The sequence below is a fragment of the Pseudomonas sp. NPDC077186 genome (assembly GCF_044543505.1).
Classification (GTDB): domain Bacteria; phylum Pseudomonadota; class Gammaproteobacteria; order Pseudomonadales; family Pseudomonadaceae; genus Aquipseudomonas.
On sequence record NZ_JBITWE010000002.1, the window covers coordinates 595,566 to 615,355 of the forward strand.

General features: G+C 68.3%; 15 protein-coding genes. 12 read left to right on the top strand and 3 right to left on the bottom strand.

Features of this window, described 5'->3' with window-relative positions; all coding sequences use genetic code 11:
• The first annotated feature begins 69 nt into the window (after positions 1–69).
• The 4 genes from dgcB to ACIGKL_RS11315 all read left to right on the top strand — a co-directional run bounded on the left by dgcB (position 70) and on the right by ACIGKL_RS11315 (position 4,576).
• Positions 70–2,034, top strand: coding sequence for a dimethylglycine demethylation protein DgcB (gene dgcB, locus ACIGKL_RS11300; RefSeq protein ID WP_397486722.1), 1,965 nt, complete (start codon positions 70–72; stop codon positions 2,032–2,034).
• 151 nt (positions 2,035–2,185) lie between these two features.
• A complete protein-coding gene (locus ACIGKL_RS11305; RefSeq protein WP_397486723.1) occupies positions 2,186–3,418 on the top strand; it encodes an electron transfer flavoprotein subunit alpha/FixB family protein in 1,233 nt (410 codons plus the stop codon).
• A gap of 101 nt (positions 3,419–3,519) precedes the next feature.
• A complete protein-coding gene (locus tag ACIGKL_RS11310) occupies positions 3,520–4,293 on the top strand; it encodes an electron transfer flavoprotein subunit beta (protein ID WP_397486724.1) in 774 nt (257 codons plus the stop codon).
• Between the two features lie 25 nt (positions 4,294–4,318).
• Positions 4,319–4,576: a hypothetical protein gene (locus tag ACIGKL_RS11315; protein WP_397486725.1), complete on the top strand. Its 258-nt coding sequence runs from the start codon at positions 4,319–4,321 to the stop codon at positions 4,574–4,576.
• A 332-nt stretch (positions 4,577–4,908) separates the two neighbouring features.
• On the opposite strand, the gene ACIGKL_RS11320 is transcribed toward ACIGKL_RS11315, so the two are convergent.
• Both ACIGKL_RS11320 and ACIGKL_RS11325 read right to left on the bottom strand, forming a co-directional pair.
• On the bottom strand, positions 4,909–6,006 hold the full coding sequence (locus ACIGKL_RS11320; RefSeq protein ID WP_397486726.1) for a GlxA family transcriptional regulator: 1,098 nt from the start codon (positions 6,004–6,006) through the stop codon (positions 4,909–4,911).
• A gap of 410 nt (positions 6,007–6,416) precedes the next feature.
• Positions 6,417–7,793: an L-serine ammonia-lyase gene (locus ACIGKL_RS11325; RefSeq protein WP_397486727.1), complete on the bottom strand. Its 1,377-nt coding sequence runs from the start codon at positions 7,791–7,793 to the stop codon at positions 6,417–6,419.
• A 281-nt stretch (positions 7,794–8,074) separates the two neighbouring features.
• On the opposite strand from ACIGKL_RS11325, the gene ACIGKL_RS11330 reads away from it, so the two are divergent.
• From ACIGKL_RS11330 to betA, 8 genes are all read left to right on the top strand, one after another.
• Positions 8,075–9,019 carry an ABC transporter substrate-binding protein gene (locus ACIGKL_RS11330; RefSeq protein WP_397486728.1) on the top strand — a complete coding sequence of 315 codons (945 nt, stop codon included), beginning with the start codon at positions 8,075–8,077 and terminating at the stop codon, positions 9,017–9,019.
• 905 nt (positions 9,020–9,924) lie between these two features.
• Positions 9,925–11,130 (top strand): glycine betaine/L-proline ABC transporter ATP-binding protein, encoded by a 1,206-nt coding sequence (locus ACIGKL_RS11335; RefSeq protein ID WP_397486729.1) that lies wholly within the window; start codon positions 9,925–9,927, stop codon positions 11,128–11,130.
• Positions 11,123–12,001 (top strand): ABC transporter permease, encoded by an 879-nt coding sequence (locus ACIGKL_RS11340; RefSeq protein ID WP_397486730.1) that lies wholly within the window; start codon positions 11,123–11,125, stop codon positions 11,999–12,001. The genes ACIGKL_RS11335 and ACIGKL_RS11340 overlap by 8 nt, the downstream gene beginning before the upstream one ends.
• A gap of 33 nt (positions 12,002–12,034) precedes the next feature.
• The gene (locus tag ACIGKL_RS11345; protein WP_397486731.1) at positions 12,035–12,979 is read left to right on the top strand and encodes a choline ABC transporter substrate-binding protein; all 945 of its coding nucleotides are present in this window, start codon (positions 12,035–12,037) and stop codon (positions 12,977–12,979) included.
• Positions 12,980–13,183: 204 nt separating this feature from the next.
• The gene (locus ACIGKL_RS11350) at positions 13,184–14,035 is read left to right on the top strand and encodes a glycine betaine ABC transporter substrate-binding protein (protein WP_397486732.1); all 852 of its coding nucleotides are present in this window, start codon (positions 13,184–13,186) and stop codon (positions 14,033–14,035) included.
• A gap of 215 nt (positions 14,036–14,250) precedes the next feature.
• On the top strand, positions 14,251–14,844 hold the full coding sequence (gene betI, locus ACIGKL_RS11355; protein WP_397486733.1) for a transcriptional regulator BetI: 594 nt from the start codon (positions 14,251–14,253) through the stop codon (positions 14,842–14,844).
• A gap of 489 nt (positions 14,845–15,333) precedes the next feature.
• Positions 15,334–16,806 (top strand): betaine-aldehyde dehydrogenase, encoded by a 1,473-nt coding sequence (gene betB, locus ACIGKL_RS11360; RefSeq protein WP_397486734.1) that lies wholly within the window; start codon positions 15,334–15,336, stop codon positions 16,804–16,806.
• 172 nt (positions 16,807–16,978) lie between these two features.
• Positions 16,979–18,676, top strand: a complete 1,698-nt coding sequence (gene betA, locus ACIGKL_RS11365) for a choline dehydrogenase (RefSeq protein WP_397486735.1) — start codon at positions 16,979–16,981, stop codon at positions 18,674–18,676.
• Between the two features lie 17 nt (positions 18,677–18,693).
• On the opposite strand, the gene torT is transcribed toward betA, so the two are convergent.
• On the bottom strand, positions 18,694–19,713 hold the full coding sequence (gene torT / locus ACIGKL_RS11370; RefSeq protein WP_397486736.1) for a TMAO reductase system periplasmic protein TorT: 1,020 nt from the start codon (positions 19,711–19,713) through the stop codon (positions 18,694–18,696).
• Positions 19,714–19,790: the final 77 nt, after the last annotated feature.

Sequence of the window (19,790 nt, forward strand, 5' to 3'; positions counted from 1 at the left end):
TGGGCTTCGCCAGCTCAGCGCCAACCTACAGGTCGCATTGTTTTCCGGTCCCGCGAAGGAGACCACGAGATGTTAAACACCCTACTGCCCATCCTGCTGTTCGCCGCCCTCGGCCTGGCCGTGCTCGGTGCCGGCAAGCGCTTCCTCATGTGGCGCCGCGGCCGACCGGCCAAGGTCGACTGGATCGGCGGCCTGCTGAAGATGCCGCGCCGCTACCTGGTGGACCTGCACCATGTGGTCGAGCGCGACAAGTACATGTCCAAGACCCACGTCGCCACCGCCGGCGGCTTCGTCCTGGCCGCCGTGCTGGCGATCCTGGTGCACGGCTTCGGCCTGCACAACCGCATCCTCGGTTTCGCCCTGCTGGCGGCCACGGTGCTGATGTTCGTCGGCGCCCTGTTCGTCGCCAAGCGCCGGCGCAACCCGCCGAGCCGGCTGTCGAAGGGCCCGTGGATGCGCCTGCCGAAAAGCCTGCTGATGTTCGCGGCGAGCTTCTTTATCGCCACCCTGCCGGTCGCCGGCATCCTGCCGGAAGGCTTCGGCGGCTGGATTCTGGCTGTCATCCTGGCTGTCGGCGTGGCCTGGGGCGTGTCCGAGCTGTTCTTCGGCATGACCTGGGGCGGGCCGATGAAGCACGCCTTCGCCGGCGCCCTGCACCTGGCCTGGCACCGCCGCGCCGAGCGCTTCGGCGGCGGCCGCTCCACCGGCCTGAAAGCCCTGGATCTGGACGACCCCAAGGCGCCACTGGGGGTGGAAAAACCCACCGATTTCACCTGGAACCAGCTGCTCGGCTTCGACGCCTGCGTGCAGTGCGGCAAGTGCGAGGCGGCCTGCCCGGCCTTCGCCGCCGGCCAGCCGCTGAACCCGAAGAAGCTGATCCAGGACATGGTCATCGGCCTGGCCGGTGGCAATGACGCCAAGTTCGCCGGCAGCCCCTACCCCGGCATTCCGCTCGGCGAGCACAGCGGCGGCCCGCACCAACCCATAGTCGACCTCAATGGCAAGGCGCTGGTCGATGCCGAGACCCTGTGGTCCTGCACCACCTGCCGCGCCTGCGTCGAGGAATGCCCGATGATGATCGAGCACGTCGACGCCATCGTCGATATGCGCCGTCATCTCACGCTCGAGAAGGGGGCAACGCCCAATAAGGGCGCCGAGGTGCTGGACAACCTGATCGCCACCGACAACCCCGGCGGTTTCGCCCCCGGCGGCCGGCTGAACTGGGCCGCCGACCTCAACCTGCCGCTGCTCGCCGACAAGCAGGAGACCGACGTGCTGTTCTGGGTCGGCGACGGCGCCTTCGACATGCGCAACCAGAGAACGCTGCGCGCCTTCGTCAAGGTGCTCAAGGCCGCCGAGGTCGACTTCGCCGTGCTCGGCCTGGAGGAACGCGACAGCGGCGACGTGGCCCGCCGCCTGGGCGACGAGGCGACCTTCCAGAGCCTGGCCAAGCGCAATATCGCCACCCTGAGCAAGTACCGCTTCAAGCGCATCGTCAGCTGCGACCCGCACAGCTTCCATGTGCTGAAGAACGAATACGGCGCCCTCGGCGGCCATTACCAGGTGCTGCACCACAGCACCTTTATCGACGAGCTGGTGCGCAAGGGTTCGCTGAATCTCGGCCAGAGCAAGGCGACCAGCGTGACCTATCACGACCCCTGCTACCTCGGCCGCTACAACGGCGAGTACGAGGCGCCGCGCGCCGTGCTCAAGGCCATCGGCATCGAGGTCAGGGAAATGGAACGCTCCGGCTTCCGTTCGCGCTGCTGCGGCGGTGGCGGCGGCGCGCCGATCACCGACATCCCCGGCAAGCAGCGCATCCCCGACATGCGCATGGTCGACATCAAGGAGACCGGCGCGGAACTGGTGGCCGTGGGCTGCCCGCAGTGCACCGCGATGCTCGAAGGCGTGGTCGCCCCGCGCCCGGAGATCAAGGACATCGCCGAGCTGGTCGCCGAGGTGCTGATCGAGCCCGTCGAGGTGGCGGCAAAAAAGCCGGCGCCGGCCCGGCGTGAACTGGCGGAGGTGCAGTGATGCAGGTAAACGCCGGGTGTAGGTTGGCGTTGAGCGCAGCGAAACCCAACAGGGCGCGCGTCGCGCGCCGCTCGACGATCTCTCGTTGGGCTTCGGGGCTGCGCCCCTCAACCCAACCTACGCTTCACCTACGTATCGGGGAGAGCCGCCCATGAGCGACATAATCCGCCGCGACCCGCGCGCCGAATGGATCGCGCGCAACCGCCTGCACCCGCTGCATGCGGCCATGCAGAGCCAGAACCAGACCAGCTGGATGGGCCCCAACGGCCTGATCCGCAAGAACCCCCATGCCATCGCCGCCGGCTTTATCGGCCCGGCCGGGATCAAGCGCATCGACCGCTCCGGCGCCCAGCAGGGCGGCGGGCAGAAGCGCGGCGCGGCCAGCACCGTGGTGCAGCTGCCGCTGCATCTGGTGGAGCAGCCGAGTCACCTCATCGCCGTGGTACCGGACATGGTCGGCGGCCGCCTGTCCAGCCACGACAAGGACCTGCTCGGCCTGGCCCGGCAACTGGCCGGCGACGGCGGTGCGGTGCTCGCCGTGCTGTTCGGCGAGGACAAGGAAAGCGCCTTCGACACGGCCGGCGTCGATCGCCTGCTGCGTATCGAGGGCGAGGCCTTCGACGGCTACGCCCCGGAAGCCCGGGTGCTGGCGCTGAGCGCGGTGGACGGCCAGTTCGCCCCGCGCCACTGGCTGCTGCCCGACAGCCGCACCGGCGGCGGCGAGCTGGGCCGGCGCCTGGCCGCCAAGCTCGGCGAGCGCCCGGCCACCCGCGTCTGGCAGGTCGCTGGCGAGCAGTGCATCGGCCGCGCCGGTGCCGGCCAGCAGGACATTCAACGCGCCCTGCCGCGGCTGATCCTGGCCGCCGCCGAGTGCGCCGAGCCGGTCAGCGAGACGCGCCACGAGGCGCGCCCGGTGGAGCTGGCCACGCCCGTCGCGCACAGCCTGGCGCGCCTGCAGGATCTCGGCCCGGTGGCCGTGGACCCGGCGCAGATCCCCATGGCCGAGGCTGAGTTCATCCTCTCCGGCGGCAACGGGGTCAAGGACTGGGAGCTGTTCCACCAGGCCGCCGTCGCCCTCGGCGCCACCGAAGGCGCCTCGCGGGTGGCGGTGGACGACGGCTTCATGCCGCGCAACCGCCAGGTCGGCGCCACCGGTACCTGGGTCACCGCGCGGGTCTATATGGCCGTGGGGATTTCCGGCGCCATCCAGCACCTGCAGGGCATCGGCGCCTGCGACAAGGTGGTGGCGGTGAACCTGGATCCCGGCTGCGACATGATCAAACGCGCCGACCTGTCGGTAATCGGCGACTCGGCGGCGATCCTCAACGCGCTGATCGAGCGCGTCGCCGCCTGGCGCCAGGAGGGCAAGCGCGATGCGGCCTAACCCTCACGGACATTACCTTGTGGAAGGGGCTTCAGCCGCGACAGATTGCGCGCACCGCCAGATCGCGGCTGAAGCCGCTCCCACGGTTCGAGGTTTCCACAATGACTGATCTGAATATCGTCGCCCTGGTCTCGCTCGGCGCCCACCCGACCTCCGCTCGCCCGCGCCGCGCCGAACAGGATTCCCGCGCGGTGGAACTGGGCCTGCGCCTGGCCGGGCAGCAGCTGCAGCTGCTGCATGCCGGCGACCCGCAGGCCGAGGCGCTGCGCGGCTACCTGGGCATGGGCCTGGAGCAGCTCGACGTGCTCGAGCAGCCCGACGGCGCCGACGCCCTGCCGCTGCTGGTGGATTACCTGCAGGGCAGCCGCGTGCAGCTGGTGCTCACCGGCAGCCAGGCGGAAACCGGCGAGGGCTCGGGCATGCTGCCCTTCCTCCTGGCCGAGCGCCTGGGCTGGCCGATGCTGGTCGGCCTGGCCGAGGTGGAGAAGGTCGAGAACGGCGTGGCCCAGGTGCTGCAGGCGCTGCCGCGCGGCCAGCGGCGCCGGCTCAAGGTGCGCCTGCCCTGCGTCGCCAGCGTCGACAACGCCGCCCCGGTGGCCCGGCAGAGCGCCTTCGGCCCGGCCCGACGCGGCCTGATCGAAGCCCATGAAGTCGCGGTGGTGGACGACCCGCTGCTGGCCGAAGCCAGCCTGCAGCCGGCCAAGCCACGGCCGAAGCGGCTCAAGGTGATCAAGGCCAAGAGCGGCGCCGAGCGGATGAAGGCGGCCACCGCCAAGGACAGCGGCGGTGGCGGCCAGGTGCTCAAGGATGTCTCGCCGCAGGACGGCGCCGAGGCTATCTTCAAACTACTTATCGAGGAAGGCGTCCTACGTTGACGCCCCAAGCCCAGGAGCCACGACCATGATGCATGCCGACCTGATCGACCAGGAAGACTTCCGCGAACGCCTGGTGGCCCTGGGCCTGAGTATTCCCGCCGGCGCCAGCGCCGAGCAGGCCTGCGAACTGGCCGTCAGCGGCCTCAGCCCGGAGCGCGCGCTGGCCCTGCGCCGCCTGGTGGAGGAACTGCTCGGCGGCAGCGCCACCCTGCTGCCCAACGTACGCGAGGCGATCAGCCGCCACCTGCTGCCGGCGCTGGTGCCGAAGCCGGCTTCGGCTTGATCGATCCCGCGGCGCACACGGCGCACCCTCCGCGCGGAGGGTGCGCCGTAGGGTGGGCTTCAGCCCACCACTCTGTTTGCGTCCGACCTTGTGAATTTTGAGTGGTTTTGGTGGGCTAAAGCGGAACGCCGCCCGGCCCATACCGGTAGGGTGGGCTTCAGCCCACCAAGGCATATATGGATGGGGTCAACCAAAATCCACAAGGGTGACAGTGACGCCAGAGGGCCACAAAGTGGTGGGCTAAAGCCCACCCTACACCCGGCGCAGGCGGCTTTAGCCGCGACAAATAAAACGGGGCGCCACTGGCGCCCCGTTTGCATTGCCGCGACGCCTTACAGCAAGCGCACGCTGGCGAAGGTCGACTCGCCCTGGGCGCGGTTGAGCGCCAGCCCGGCGCTGGAATTGCCCTGCTGCTCGGGGATCGGCAGCAGCATCACCAGGTTCGCCCCCTGCTGGCCGGCGCGCTCGTCGCGCGGCGGAATGCCGAAGTATTCGCGGTAGCACTTGGAGAAGTGCGGGGTGGACACGAAGCCGCACACCGAGGCCACCTCGATGATCGACATGCTGGTCTGCTTGAGCAGCTGGCGCGCGCGGATCAGGCGCAGCTTGAGGTAGTAGCGCGACGGCGAGCAGTGCAGGTACTTCTGGAACAGGCGCTCGAGCTGGCGCCGGGAGATGTCGACGAAGCAGGCCAGTTCGTCGAGGTCGATGGGCTCCTCCAGGTTGGCCTCCATCAGCGCGACGATCTCCTGCAGCTTGGGCTGGTTGCTGCCGAGCATGTGCTTGAGCGGCACGCGCTGGTGATCCTGCTCGTTGCGGATGCGCTCGTAGATGAACATCTCGGAGATGCCGGCCGCCAGTTCGCGGCCATGCTGCTGGCCGATCAGGTGCAGCATCATGTCCATCGGCGCGGTGCCGCCTGAGCTGGTATTGCGGTTGCGGTCGATGGAGAACAGGCGGGTGGTGATGGCGGCGCGGGGGAAGGCTTCCTGCATCGAGGCCAGGCATTCCCAGTGCACGCTGCAGTCGTAGCCGTCGAGCAGGCCGGCTTTGGCCAACGCCCAGCTGCCGGTGCACACCGCGCCGAGCTGGCGACCCAGGCGCGCCTGTTTCTGCAGCCAGCAGATATGCTCGCGCTTGACACTGTGCTGGATGTCGACGCCGCCGCAGACGATCACCGCGTCCAGCGCCGGCGCGTTGTCCAGCGCCGCGTCCGGGGTGATCTTCAGGCCGTCGCTGGCGCTGACCGGCTGGCCGTCGTGGGTCAGGGTGTGCCAGCGGTACAGCTCCTTGCCGGACAGCTGGTTGGCCATGCGCAGGGGTTCCACCGCCGAGGCGAGGGAGATCAGGGTGAAGTTGTCCAGCAGCAGGAAGCCGATGGACTGGACGACACGGTTCTGGGGCTGAGCCCCTGGGGCGAACTGCGACATAGATGAAACCCTCACGCTAAGCACGGTGAGAAGCCCGACCGAGCGAGCTTCCATTATTTTTATGACGCTGGTCGTAGGAACCAGTCAGCTATCCATGCTTAGGCAAAGAGCATGCCTAAATTGATTGATCGTTCAATAAAAATATTGCCGTCGATGCAGGGCGCATCCGGCGGGCTTTTCCAGGCTCTCGACGAACCTCCCGAACAGGGGCGCAGGCCCCTTGGCATGGGGCCTTGAGCATTTCGGTAGCACTCGCCGCGGCGAGCGCTACGACAGGCCTGAACCGGCGTAACGGCCAGGCGGTAACAGCCTAGACCAGCAGGTCACTTTTTAACCAGCTACGCAATGACCGTTTGCACCAAAAGCCGGCAACGCGACCCGCCAACCCCTGGCTGGCGCACCAGCGCGGCTCAGCATTCGATGGCGCTCACCGCCAGGCCGCCGCGCGAGGTTTCCTTGTACTTGTCGTGCATGTCGGCGCCGGTGTCGCGCATGGTGCGGATCACCCGGTCGAGCGAGATGTGGTGCTCGCCGTCGCCGCGCAGGGCCATCTGCGCCGCGTTGATCGCCTTCACCGCGGCGATCGCGTTGCGCTCGATGCACGGCACCTGCACCAGCCCGCCGACCGGGTCGCAGGTCAGCCCGAGGTTGTGCTCCAGGCCGATCTCGGCGGCGTTCTCCAGCTGCTCGGGGCTGGCGCCGAGCACTTCGGCCAAACCTGCTGCGGCCATGGCGCAGGCCGAGCCCACCTCGCCCTGGCAGCCGACTTCGGCGCCGGAGATCGAGGCGTTCTTCTTGCACAGGATGCCCACCGCCGCCGCGGCCAGGAGGAAGTCGACCACGTCGGCGTCGCTGGCATCTGGGTTGAAGCGCATGTAGTAGTGCAGCACCGCCGGGATGATCCCCGCCGCGCCGTTGGTCGGCGCGGTGACCATGCGCCCGCCGGCGGCGTTTTCCTCGTTGACCGCCAGGGCGTAGAGGTTGACCCATTCCATGGCGCTCATGGTGCTGCCGATCACGTTGGGCTTGCCCAGCTCCTGCAGGCTGCGGTGCAGCTTGGCGGCGCGCCGCCGTACATTCAGCCCGCCGGGGAGGATGCCCTCCTCGCGCAGGCCGTTGGCCACGCAGTCCTGCATGGCCTGCCACAGCTGCAGCAGGCCGGCGCGGATCTCGGCCTCGCTGCGCCAGGCCTTCTCGTTTTCCAGCATCAGCTGCGACACGCGCAGGCCGTGCCGACGGCACAGCTGCAGCAGCTCGGCGCCGCTGGAAAAGTCGTAGGGCAGCGCGGTGTGGTCCTGGTCCAGCGCGCCGGTGGCGGCCTGCGCGGCATCGACGACGAAACCGCCGCCCACCGAGTAGTAGGTGTCGGCATGCAGCTCGCCGCCCTCGCCTTCGGCCACCAGGGTCATGGCGTTGGGGTGGTAGGGCAGGTTCTCCTCCAGCAGGCGCATGTCGCGCGCCCATTCGAAGGGAATCGGCAGGCGGCCGTCGAGCAGCAGCTCGCCGCGTTCGAGCAGGGTGGCGATACGCGGGGCGATCTGCGCCGGGTCGATGCGATCCGGCCACTCGCCCATCAGGCCCATGATCACCGCACGGTCGCTGCCGTGGCCGACGCCGGTGGCCGACAGCGAGCCGTACAGGCGCACCTCGATGCGTCGCACCCGCGCCAGCAACTGGCGCTCGCGCAGCGCCTCGACGAACAGTGCGGCGGCGCGCATCGGCCCCACGGTGTGCGAGCTGGACGGCCCGATGCCGATCTTGAACAGGTCGAATACGCTGATGGCCACGGCGGCAACCTCGTTGGATTGAGTCGGCGCCCATGATCGGGGTTTCGCCGCCCCGACCACGCCTGACACCGACTCGGGCTTGTCCAAACGCGTCGTCGCCGACGACTGCCTGGATGCGGGAGGGAGAGCGAAGCAGGGCGCCCGCGGCGACGCACGCGCGCGGCAGGTCTGTTTTCGGCATGTCGAGGTCGCATTGCGCCCTGCTCGGCGGCGCGGCTTGCGCTGTACTGGCGTGCACGCCCGCCAGGCCAAGCCGCTTCTCAACCAGGCAAGGACGATCCATGAACAGACTCGCACACTGGCTGCTCGCGCTCACCCTGCTCGGCTCCAGCAGCCTGCACGCCACCGAGGCCGCGCGCTGCGAGCTGGTGCGCCTGCCCGACGTCGGCTGGACCGACATCACCATGACCACCGCGGTGGCCCGCCTGGTGCTCGGCGAGCTCGGCTACCGCACCCAGATCAAGCGCCTGTCGCTGCCGGAGACCTACCGCGCCCTCGCCGAAGGGCGGATGGACGTGTTCCTCGGCAACTGGATGCCGGCGCAGGCCGAACTGGTGCAGGCGCACCTGGACAGCGGCCGCATCGAGCAGCTACACACCAACCTGCCGGCCGTGCGCTACACCCTGGCGGTGCTGGCCCCCGGCTACGAGGCCGGCTTGCAGGACTTCGCCGATATCCACAAATTCAAGGAGCAGCTCGGCGGGCAGATCTTCGGCATCGAGCCCGGCAACGAGGGCAACGAGATGGTCAAGGCGATGATCCGCGACGACCGCTTCGGCCTGCGCGGCTTCAGCCTGGTGGAGTCCAGCGAGAGCGGCATGCTCAATCACGTCGAGCGCGCCCAGCGCCTGGGCAAGTGGGCGGTGTTCCTCGGCTGGGAACCGCACCCGATGAACGAGCGCCTGCGCATGCACTACCTGGCCGGCGGCGACGAGTATTTCGGCCCCGACTTCGGCGCGGCGCAGGTCAATACCGTGGCGCGCGGCGGCTTCAGCGCCGAATGCCCGAACCTGACGCGGCTGCTGCGCAACATGACCTTCACCATCGCCGCGGAGAACCAGCTGATGAGCGCGGTGCTGGAAGGCAACACCAACCGCCGCCGGGTGGCCAAGGCCTGGATCGAGGACAACCCGCAGACCATCGCCGCCTGGCTCGCGGGCGTGACCCACCGACGGGGCACGCCCGTCGGCGACCTCTTCGGCCTGTCCCAGGCACACAAGCCCTGAAGGGTTGCCGCGACGCCGGGTGATCGGTGCGCGCGGCGCACCCTACAGCGGTAGCCGCACCATGGATGGCGCCGCGGGAGGTCGGCTGCGCCGCGCGCACCAGCCGTTCACCGTGCACGGCCGCTTCGCCGCTGCAACGACGGCATCGCCTCGCCAAACTGGCCGCGCGGCGCATTTTTTTCGATGGCGCCGCAGCCCCCGCGATACGCCGCCTGAAGCCGTCTCGCCGGGCGGCGAATCAGGCCCGGCGCGGCCTGCAGCCTTGGCCAAGGGCTAAAAAAGTCTGTTAAGGTTTTTTAAGGCCGTTGCGCATAGCCAACGGCCGGACTCGCGGCGAACCGGCGGCGAATGCACGACAACGGGCGGCGAGCGACGGCATGTCGTGGCGCAACACGTCAGAGTCGCAAATCGACAATTGCCGGGGCCGCAAGCCTATATCGTTGAGTCAGCCGATAACGTCGCTGCCGCCACTGCCCAGCAGGGCGGCAGACCAGAGCCCACAGCTCTGGACCGAAGAAATACAGCGCTGGCCCACCGCCATACGGGCGCCAGCCCAAACAAGAAATTTCGGATGCACGCATGCGCCAGGACGGCGCATGAACCCCCAAGGGACTGGGCTTCGAAACACTGCCAGAGGGTTTGGAAAGCGGTTTGCAACACGGCAAGGCAAGGGACACTCACCTGCACGATCGGGCAACGCACAGGGCGCACCGCGTCCATCCTGCGTGCGCCGCGGCGTGCCCGAGCGCCCTGGCCGCATCCCGGCGCAACTCGCTCGCCAGCCCCCGACATTCAGCACACACCCACACAGGCATCGGAAGTCTGACGCACCTGACGAACGCCCCGACGGCGCGCGCCAGCTTGTGCCAGTCTGAACAGGATGCCGATTGAAGGGGAAACGTCCCATGCAGTCTGGAAAGATCGTGGTCGAGCACCTGTACAAGGTCTTCGGCCCCAACCCACAAGAAGCCATCGCGCTGCTCAAGGAAGGTTGGAGCAAGGAGAAGATCCTCGCCGAGAAAGGCGCGGTGATCGGCGTCAGCGATGTCTCGTTCAGCGTCGAGGAGGGCGAGATCTTCGTCCTCATGGGCCTGTCCGGCTCCGGCAAGTCCACCCTGATCCGCCTGATCAACCGCCTGGTCGAACCCAGCGCCGGCGACGTCTACATCGACGGGCAGAACGTCGCCAAGCTGCCGCAGTCGCAGCTGATCGACCTGCGCCGGCGCGACATGAGCATGGTCTTCCAGTCCTTCGCCCTGATGCCCTCGCGCAGCGTGCTGGACAACGCCGCGTTCGGCCTGGAAGTGGCAGGCACAGGGCGCAAGGAACGCGAACAGCGCGCCATGGACGTGCTCAAGCAGGTCGGCCTCGACACCTTCGCCCACAAGTACCCGCACGAGCTGTCCGGCGGCATGCAGCAGCGCGTCGGCCTGGCCCGCGCGCTGGCGGTGAACCCCTCGATGATCATCATGGACGAGGCCTTCTCCGCCCTCGACCCGCTCAAGCGCCGCGAGATGCAGGACGTGCTGCTGGAGCTGCAGAAGACCCACCGGCGCACCATCATCTTCGTCTCCCACGACATCGAGGAGGCCATGCGCATCGGTAGCCGCATCGGCATCATGGAGGGCGGCAAGCTGATCCAGGTCGGCACCCCGCAGGAGCTGATCGACAAGCCGGCCAACGACTACGTGCGCAACTTCTTCGACACCGTCGACACCAGCCGCTACCTCACCGCCGGCCAGCTCAAGGCCGACAGCGTGCCGACCTACGTCTACAACGGCAAGGCGCCGGACGCCACCGCGATGTGCAAGGAGCTGCAGGCGCTGGACAAGCACTACGCCTTTATCGTCGACGAACAGCGCAATTTCTGCGGCTCGATCAGCCTGGAGAAGATCGCCCTGATGGTCGACGGCGACGCGCCGAAGCCGCTGGAGCTCGACGGCCTCAAGCGGGTGGTGCCGGTACCGGAGGACATGCCGCTGGAGAAGGTCATCGACCGCCTGGTGGACAACGAGGGGCCGATCCCGGTGATCGACGCCGAGGGCCATTACTGCGGCGCCATCAGCAAGGGCCGGCTGTTGACCCGCCTGCAGGGGGAATCCCATGAGTGAGAAGAAACTCGACCTGGGCAGCTGGGTCAACGACGTCGTCCAGCACCTGCTGGACAACTACAGCGGCGCCTTCGACAGCGTCGGCAGCGTGGTCAGCGGCTTCTCCGAAGGCATCGAGCAGTTGCTGATGCTGCCGCCGGCCTGGCTGCTCATCGCCATCTTCGTCGGCCTCGGCCTGTGGCGCATCGGCGCGCGCTTCGCCGCCTTCACCGCGGTGTCGTTCATCCTCATCGTCATGACCGGCTTCTGGGAACAGACCGTGGTGACCCTCGGCCTGACCTTCTCCGCCACCCTGATCAGCCTGCTGCTGGGCATCCCGCTGGGCATCTGGGCGGCCAAGAGCGAGCGGGTGGCGCTGGTGATCCGGCCGATCCTCGACTTCATGCAGACCATGCCGGCGTTCGTCTACCTGATTCCGGCGGCCATGCTGTTCGGCCTCGGCCGGGTGCCGGGGATCATCGCCACGGTAATCTTCGCCATGCCGCCGGCGGTGCGCCTGACCAGCCTGGGCATTCGCCAGGTCAACAAGGAAATCATCGAGGCCGGCCAGTCGTTCGGCTGCAACGGCCGCCAGCTGCTGTTCAAGGTGCAGCTGCCCAACGCCATGCCGTCGATCATGGCCGGGGTCAACCAGACCATCATGATGGCGCTGTCGATGGTGATCATCGCCTCGATGGTCGGCGCCGGCGGCCTGGGCAACGACGTGCTGGCGAGCATCCAGCGCCTCGACATCGGGCTAGGCTTCGAGAGCGGCATGGCCGTGGTGCTGCTGGCGATCATCCTCGACCGCATCACCGAGAGCTTCGGCACCAAGCAGAGCGCCCGCAGCGGCATCTTTGCCTGGTTCAGCGGCAAGCTGCAGCGTCAGTAAACCTTATCCGTTTCACTTCACAGGGAACCGCAGATGAACACGATCAAGACCACCGCCGCCCTCGCCCTGCTGACCTGCGCCCTGGCGCAGGGCGCCTGGGCCGCCGAGCCGGAAAGCTGCAAGCAGGTGCGTTTCGCCGAAATCGGCTGGGCCGACATCGCCGCCACCACCGGCGTGGCCATGACCCTGGTCGAGGGCCTGGGCTACCAGCCGCGCAAGATCATGGCCTCGGTGCCGATCGCCTTCACCGGGGTGAAGAACGGCCAGGTCGACGTGTTCCTCGGCTACTGGGCGCCGTCGATGGACGCGGTGATCGAGCCCTTCACCAAGGACGGTGGGGTCAAGGTGCTGGAGAAACCCAACCTCGAAGGCGCCAAGTACACCCTGGCGGTGCCGACCTACGCCGCCGAGGCGGGGCTGAAAAGCTTTCAGGACATCGCCAAGTTCAAGGACCAGCTCGGCGGCAAGATCTACGGCATCGAGCCGGGCAACGACGGCAACCTGCTGATCGACGGCATGATCAAGGGCGACCAGTTCGGCCTCGGCGGCTTCCGCATGGTCGAGTCCAGCGAGGCCGGCATGCTGGTGCAGGTGTCGCGGGCGATCAAGAAGCAGGAGCCGGTGGTGTTCCTCGGCTGGGCACCGCACCCGATGAACACCCAGTTCGACATCACCTACCTGGCCGGCGGCGACGAGGTGTTCGGCCCCGACTACGGCGCGGCCAAGGTCTACACCGTGGTGCCGCCGGACTACCAGGCGCGCTGCGCCAACGTCGGCAAGCTGCTGAACAACCTGCAGTTCAGCGTCGAGATCGAAAGCCAGCTGATGGAAAAGGTGCTGGAGAAGGAAAACCCGCAGACCGTGGCTAAGGAATGGATCAAGGCCAACCCGGCGATCCTCGACCAGTGGCTGAGCGGCGTGACCACTTTCGACGGCCAGGACGGCGCCGCCGCGGTGAAAAAACACGTCGGGCTCTGAGGCCCGGCCCAGTTCCGGTATGGGCGCAGGGCGTCCATACCCGAAATCTCCTCGCTGGCAACTCGGCGGCCACTTCGATGGCCGTTGCGGGGAGTGCTTTGCCCGCGAACCGGCGACCGGCAGTGCCGCCCGGTCTCGCAAGGCCCGCGATCAGAACGAGCCAGTAATACCGATCGAACTGCCACTCAACTGACGGAGCACAGCATGCGTACACTCAAGACCCTCTGCCTCGGCGTCGCCGCCCTGGCCATCGGCATGGGCAGCGCCCTCGCCGCCGACAAACCCACCCTGAAGATCGGCTACGTCAACGGCTGGGACGACAGCGTCGCCGCCACCCATGTCGCCGGCGAGATCCTGCAGAGCAAGCTCGGCTACCCGGTGGAACTCAAGCCGGTCGAACCGGCCATCATGTGGCAGGGCGTGGCCCGTGGCGACCTCGACGCCACCCTCTCCGCCTGGCTGCCGGCCACCCACGGCGAGTACTACGCCAAGCTCAAGGACAAGGTGGTGGTGCTCGGCGCCAACTATGAAGGCGCCAAGATCGGCCTGATCGTGCCCGACTACGTCGAGGCCAAGACCATCGCCGACCTGGAGAAGTACGCCAAGGACTTCGACGGCAAGATCACCGGCATCGACGCCGGCGCCGGCGTGATGCGCCGCACCGAGGACGCCATCAAGCAGTACGAACTGGCCAGCATCAAGCTGATGCCCAGTTCCGGCCCGGCCATGGCCACCGCCCTGATCCGCGCCGAGAAGGCCGGCAAGCCGATCGTGGTGACCGGCTGGATTCCGCACTGGATGTTCGCCAAGTGGAAACTGCGCTTCCTCGAGGACCCGAAGAAGGTCTACGGCGACGACGAGCACGTCGACACCGTGGTCAACCCGGGCCTCGAGGCCAAGGCCGCCGACGCCACCGCCTTCCTCAAGAAGTTCTCCTGGAGCGGCGAGGAAGTGGGCGCGGTGATGCTGGCCATCCGCGACGGCGCCAAGCCGGAACAGGCCGCCAAGGACTGGATCGCCGCCAACCCGCAGCGCGTCGAGGGCTGGTTGCAGTAAGGCTCAGACTGGCGTGAACACGAAGCGGGCTCAGGCCCGCTTCGTCGTTTCTGCCCACCTCGTAGGGTGCGCCGTGCGCACCAGGGCCACCGCCGGCACAGCGGTGCGCACGGCACACCCGGCAGAATCGCTCCTCGCTCGCCTGCCTCGCTTGATTGATCGCCCGCTCAAAATCCGCCTAGACTCCGGCCCAACTTCCCCCGCTGGAGAGACCGATGCCCAAGGTCGGCATGCAGCCCATTCGCCGCTCGCAACTGATCGCCGCCACCCTGGAGGCCGTCGACCAGGTCGGCATGGCCGATGCCAGCATCGCCTATATCGCCCGTCTGGCCGGGGTGTCCAACGGCATCATCAGCCACTACTTCAACGACAAGAACGGCCTGCTCGAAGCGACCATGCGCCACCTGATGCAGGCGCTCAGCGAGGCGGTGGGCGAACGCCGCCGCACGCTGCACGAGGACGGCCCGCGCGCTCATCTGAAGGCGATGATCGACGGCAACTTCGACGACAGCCAGGTCAGCGGCCCGGCGATGAAGACCTGGCTGGCGTTCTGGGCCAGCAGCATGCACCAGCCGGCGCTGCGCCGCCTGCAGCGGGTCAACGACCACCGCCTGTATTCCAACCTGTGCGGCCAGTTCCGCCGCGTGCTGCCGGCCGACGAGGCGCGCGCCGCCGCGCGCGGGCTCGCCGCCCTGATCGACGGCCTGTGGCTGCGCGGCGCGCTGTCCGGCGAGGCCTTCGATACCGAACAGGCGCGCCGTATCGCCTACGACTACCTCGATCTGCAGTTGGCCAAGGCCCGTGGATAGCGTCTTTACCGCCGTAAGCAGCGCTGCAAGGTAGGAGGCCGAAGGAAAACGGCCTGCAATCGGCTTTTTGCATCCAGCACCAGATTGGCGCCAGCTTATCTGGCGATCGGCAAAAGTCCCGTAGGTTGGGTTGAGGAGCCTGCGACGAAGCCCAACGAGCAAGGCCACAGCCATGGCGCTGCCCCGTCATCCGCTGGTTGGGCTTCGCTGCGCTCAGCCCAACCTACGGATTGCAACTGGCCAAGGCTCCGTCAGCCCCAAGCAACGCCAGCTCCTGACCCGGCGCACGCTCCAATGCCCGACGACAAGCGGGCCCCTACGTTCACCCTCATCCTCTCGTTCGCTCGAGGCGCACGGCCCCCCGGATTCGCGTTCGCCTTGCTGGCGTGTCGCAATTGGCTGCGTACTGTCGCTTTTATTGATTGATCGTTCAATCTAAATAAAATAGGCTGTTTTCTAGCCAATTCATTCGCGCCCAGAGGACAGCCCATGCCCCGCTTCGACGACCAGCAGCTCTATATCGGTGGCCAGTACGTCGCCGCCAGCAGCGGCCAGACCTTCGACAGCATCAACCCGGCCACCGGCGAGGTGCTCGCCACCCTGCAGCGCGCCAGCCAGGCCGACGTCGAGCGCGCCGTCGCCAGCGCCAAGGCCGGGCAGAAGGTGTGGGCGGCGATGACCGCCATGCAGCGCTCGCGCATCCTGCGCAAGGCGGTGGACATCCTCCGCGCGCGCAACGACGAGCTGGCCGAGCTGGAGACCCTGGACACCGGCAAGCCGCTTTCCGAAACCCGCAACGTCGACATCGTCACCGGCGCCGACGTGCTGGAGTACTACGCCGGGCTGATCCCGGCCATCGAGGGCGAGCAGATCCCGCTGCGCGAATCCTCCTTCGTCTACACCCGCCGCGAGCCGCTGGGCGTGGTCGCCGGCATCGGCGCGTGGAACTACCCGATCCAGATCGCCCTGTGGAAATCCGCGCCGGCCCTGGCCGCCGGCAACGCGATGATCTTCAAGCCCAGCGAGGTCACCTCGCTGACCGCCCTGAAGCTGGCCGAGATCTACACCGAGGCCGGCCTGCCCGCCGGCGTGTTCAACGTCCTCACCGGCAGCGGCCGCGAGCTCGGCACCTGGCTCACCGAGCATCCGGGCATCGAGAAGATTTCCTTCACCGGCGGCACCAGCACCGGCAAGAAGGTGATGGCCAGCGCCTCCAGCTCCAGCCTCAAGGAAGTGACCATGGAGCTGGGCGGCAAGTCGCCGCTGATCGTGTTCGAGGACGCCGATCTGGATCGCGCCGCCGACATCGCGGTGATGGCCAACTTCTACAGCTCCGGCCAGGTCTGCACCAACGGCACCCGGGTGTTCGTACCGCGCATGCTGCAGGCGCGCTTCGAGGCCAAGGTGCTGGAACGGGTGGGGCGCATCCGCCTGGGCAGCCCGCTGGATGAGGCCACCAACTTCGGCCCGCTGGTCAGCGCGGCGCATATGGACAGCGTGCTCGGCTACATCGCCAAGGGCCGCGAGGAAGGCGCGCGCCTGCTGATCGGCGGCGCGCGCGTGACCGACGGCGACTACGCCAAGGGCGCCTACGTGGCGCCGACCGTGTTCACCGACTGCACGGACGCCATGACCATAGTGCGCGAGGAGATCTTCGGCCCGGTGATGAGCATCCTCATCTACGACAGCGAAGAAGAAGCGATCCGCCGCGCCAACGACAGCGACTACGGCCTCGCCGCCGGCGTGGTGACCCGCGACCTGGCCCGCGCGCACCGGGTGATCCACCAGTTGGAGGCCGGCATCTGCTGGATCAACACCTGGGGCGAGTCGCCGGCCGAGATGCCGGTGGGCGGCTACAAGCAGTCTGGCGTCGGCCGCGAGAACGGCCTGACCACCCTCGCCCACTACACCCGGATCAAGTCGGTGCAGGTCGAACTGGGCGGCTACGCCTCGGTGTTCTGAGCGAACACCCCGTAGGGTGGACATGCCGCAGGCTTGTCCACCAGCCACCAGGTCGCCCACGGTGGACAAGGCGTTGCCATGTCCACCCTACGCACGGCCCGTAGCCCGGATGCAATCCGGGTGCTGCCCGACACTTTCCCCGGATTGCATCCGGGCTACGCAGGTGACGCCCATGTCGCAAGAATTCGACTACATCATCATCGGCGCCGGCTCGGCCGGTAACGTGCTGGCCACCCGCCTCACCGAGGACGCGGACGTCAGCGTGTTGCTGCTGGAAGCCGGCGGCCCCGACTACCGCCTCGATTTTCGCACCCAAATGCCCGCCGCCCTGGCCTTCCCGCTGCAGGGCCGGCGCTACAACTGGGCCTACGAGACCGAGCCGGAGCCCTTCATGAACAACCGGCGCATGGAATGCGGGCGCGGCAAGGGCCTGGGCGGCTCCTCCTTGATCAACGGCATGTGCTACATCCGCGGCAACGCCCTGGACTTCGACCACTGGGCCAAGCTGCCGGGCCTGGAAGACTGGAGCTACCTCGACTGCCTGCCCTATTTCCGCAAGGCGGAAACCCGCGACATCGGCGCCAACGACTACCACGGCGGAGACGGCCCGGTGTCGGTGACCACGCCGAAGGGCGGCAACAACCCGCTGTTCCACGCCATGGTCGAGGCCGGCGTGCAGGCCGGCTACCCGCGCACCGACGACCTCAACGGCTACCAGCAGGAAGGCTTCGGCCCCATGGACCGCACCGTCACCGCGCAGGGCCGCCGCTCCAGCACCGCCCGCGGCTACCTCGACCAGGCCCGCGGCCGACCCAACCTGCGCATCGTCACCCACGCCCTGACCGACCGCATCCTGTTCGACGGCAAGCGCGCCAGCGGCGTCGCCTACCTGCACGGCGACGGCGACACGCCGGTGATCGTCCGCGCCCGCCGCGAGGTGCTGCTGTGCTCCGGCGCCATCGCCTCGCCGCAGATCCTGCAGCGCTCCGGGGTCGGCCCCGCCGCCCTGCTGCGCGAACTGGACATCCCCCTGGTGCACGAACTGCCCGGCGTCGGCCAGAACCTGCAGGACCACCTGGAGATGTACCTGCAGTACGCCTGCAAGGAGCCGGTGTCGATCTACCCGGCGCTGAAGTGGTGGAACCAGCCGGCCATCGGCGCCCACTGGCTGCTGCGCGGCAAGGGCCTGGGCGCCAGCAACCAGTTCGAGGCCGGCGGCTTTATCCGCACTCGAGAAGAGTTCGAGTGGCCGAATATCCAGTTCCACTTCCTGCCGGTGGCGATCAACTACAACGGCAGCAACGCGGTGAAGGAACACGGCTTCCAGGCCCACGTCGGTTCCATGCGCTCGCCCAGCCGCGGCCGCGTGCAGCTCAAATCCAAGGACCCGCGCCAGCACCCGAGCATCCTGTTCAACTACATGAGCGCCGATCAGGACTGGCAGGAGTTCCGCGACGCCATCCGCATCACCCGCGAGATCATGGCCCAGCCGGCGCTGGACGCCTTCCGCGGGCGCGAGATCAGCCCCGGCCCGGACTGCCAGAGCGACGCCGAACTGGACGCCTTCGTCCGCGAACATGCCGAGACCGCCTTCCATCCCTCGTGCTCGTGCAAGATGGGCGAGGACGATATGGCAGTGGTCGACGGCCAGGGCCGGGTGCACGGCGTGCAGGGCCTGCGCGTGGTGGACGCGTCGATCATGCCGGAGATCATCACCGGCAACCTCAACGCCACCACCATCATGCTGGCCGAGAAGATCGCCGACCGGATTCGCGGCCGCGCGCCGCTGCCGCGCAGCACCGCCAAGTACTTCGTCGCCGGCGCCAGGCCGGTACGCGGCCAGCCGCAACGGCCGGTGTCGGCGGCCTGAGGGCAGGGGAGCGGCCGCTACTCCGGCAGCTCCTGGCGAATCATCCAGTGGCCCTCGGGCGGCATCAGCCGGCCGATGTCGAAATGCGCCAGGCGCGCGCGGTCGAGCATCTCGATGCGCGGGCCGACCCGCGCCGGCAGCGCCTCCCCCTGCAGGCCGCGCACCGCCAGGTCGAGGGCGATGCGCGCCTGAATCACCGGCGAATCGGTCGGCGCCGCCAGCATCTGCCCCTCGCCGATCTGCTCCAGCACCCGCTCGGTGGCGTAGAAGGCCAGCACCTCGGCGCGCACGCCGAGGTTGTGCACCAGCTGCGCGGCGAACGCCGCCGCCTCGGCGTTGCCGATCAGGTAATCGAGGTCGGGGTTGGCCTTGAGCAGCGCCCGCGCCAGCTGCGCCTGGCTGCTGCGGTCCACCGGGCCGTAGCCGCCGTGCACCAGGGTCGCCGCGCTGCCGACCAGGGCGGCCTGCAGGCCGCGCTCGGCGTCCTGCACCCAGCCGGCGTCGGCCGGGCCCGGCAGCCAGCCGATGCGCAGCGGCCGGCCGCCGCTGTGCTGCACCGCGTAGGCCAGGGTGGCCGCGGCCATGTCGGCGAAATCCACCCGCGAGCGTGCGCTGAGGTCGGCGCAGTCGAGGCGATTGACCAGGTCGATCACCGGCCGCCCGGCGGCGCGCTGCGCGGCCACCGCCGGGCACAGGTCGAGGGTATTGATGCTGGCCAGCAGGAAGGCCTCGGCGCCCAGCGCCACGCAGTGCTCGAACTGCTCCAGCTGCACCGGCCCGTGCTCGTAGCCGCCGGCCTCGTAGATGCCCAGCTGCACGCCGAGACGCCGTGCCTCCTGATCCAGGCCCCAGGCCACGCCCCACCAGTAACGATCCTTGCCGTGCGGCAACAGGGCGCAGATGCGCCAGGGCCGCTCGGCCTTCGCCAGCGCCCGGTACTCGCGCGCCTGGCCGTCGACCTGCACCGGATAGGGGTACCAGGGCGCCGCCTGCAGGGCGGGAGCGAGCAGAGCGAGCCATAGCGGAATCCAGCGCATGCCGCCGTCCTTACCCCGAACCGGGGAGCCTTGCTTGGCGGCAAGCCTAGCAGCGCCCTGGCCGGATGCGCCACCAG

What these genes read in the sequence shown, in the direction of transcription:
- ACIGKL_RS11340 (WP_397486730.1), top strand. Translation starts at nt 11,123, where the DNA reads ATGAGTGAGAAGAAACTCGACCTGGGCAGCTGGGTCAACGACGTCGTC.
- ACIGKL_RS11335 (WP_397486729.1), top strand. Translation starts at nt 9,925, where the DNA reads ATGCAGTCTGGAAAGATCGTGGTCGAGCACCTGTACAAGGTCTTCGGC.
- ACIGKL_RS11315 (WP_397486725.1), top strand. Translation starts at nt 4,319, where the DNA reads ATGATGCATGCCGACCTGATCGACCAGGAAGACTTCCGCGAACGCCTG.
- ACIGKL_RS11330 (WP_397486728.1), top strand. Translation starts at nt 8,075, where the DNA reads ATGAACAGACTCGCACACTGGCTGCTCGCGCTCACCCTGCTCGGCTCC.
- betI (WP_397486733.1), top strand. Translation starts at nt 14,251, where the DNA reads ATGCCCAAGGTCGGCATGCAGCCCATTCGCCGCTCGCAACTGATCGCC.
- betA (WP_397486735.1), top strand. Translation starts at nt 16,979, where the DNA reads ATGTCGCAAGAATTCGACTACATCATCATCGGCGCCGGCTCGGCCGGT.
- betB (WP_397486734.1), top strand. Translation starts at nt 15,334, where the DNA reads ATGCCCCGCTTCGACGACCAGCAGCTCTATATCGGTGGCCAGTACGTC.
- ACIGKL_RS11305 (WP_397486723.1), top strand. Translation starts at nt 2,186, where the DNA reads ATGAGCGACATAATCCGCCGCGACCCGCGCGCCGAATGGATCGCGCGC.
- ACIGKL_RS11310 (WP_397486724.1), top strand. Translation starts at nt 3,520, where the DNA reads ATGACTGATCTGAATATCGTCGCCCTGGTCTCGCTCGGCGCCCACCCG.
- dgcB (WP_397486722.1), top strand. Translation starts at nt 70, where the DNA reads ATGTTAAACACCCTACTGCCCATCCTGCTGTTCGCCGCCCTCGGCCTG.
- ACIGKL_RS11345 (WP_397486731.1), top strand. Translation starts at nt 12,035, where the DNA reads ATGAACACGATCAAGACCACCGCCGCCCTCGCCCTGCTGACCTGCGCC.
- ACIGKL_RS11350 (WP_397486732.1), top strand. Translation starts at nt 13,184, where the DNA reads ATGCGTACACTCAAGACCCTCTGCCTCGGCGTCGCCGCCCTGGCCATC.
- torT (WP_397486736.1), bottom strand. Translation starts at nt 19,713, where the DNA reads ATGCGCTGGATTCCGCTATGGCTCGCTCTGCTCGCTCCCGCCCTGCAG.
- ACIGKL_RS11320 (WP_397486726.1), bottom strand. Translation starts at nt 6,006, where the DNA reads ATGTCGCAGTTCGCCCCAGGGGCTCAGCCCCAGAACCGTGTCGTCCAG.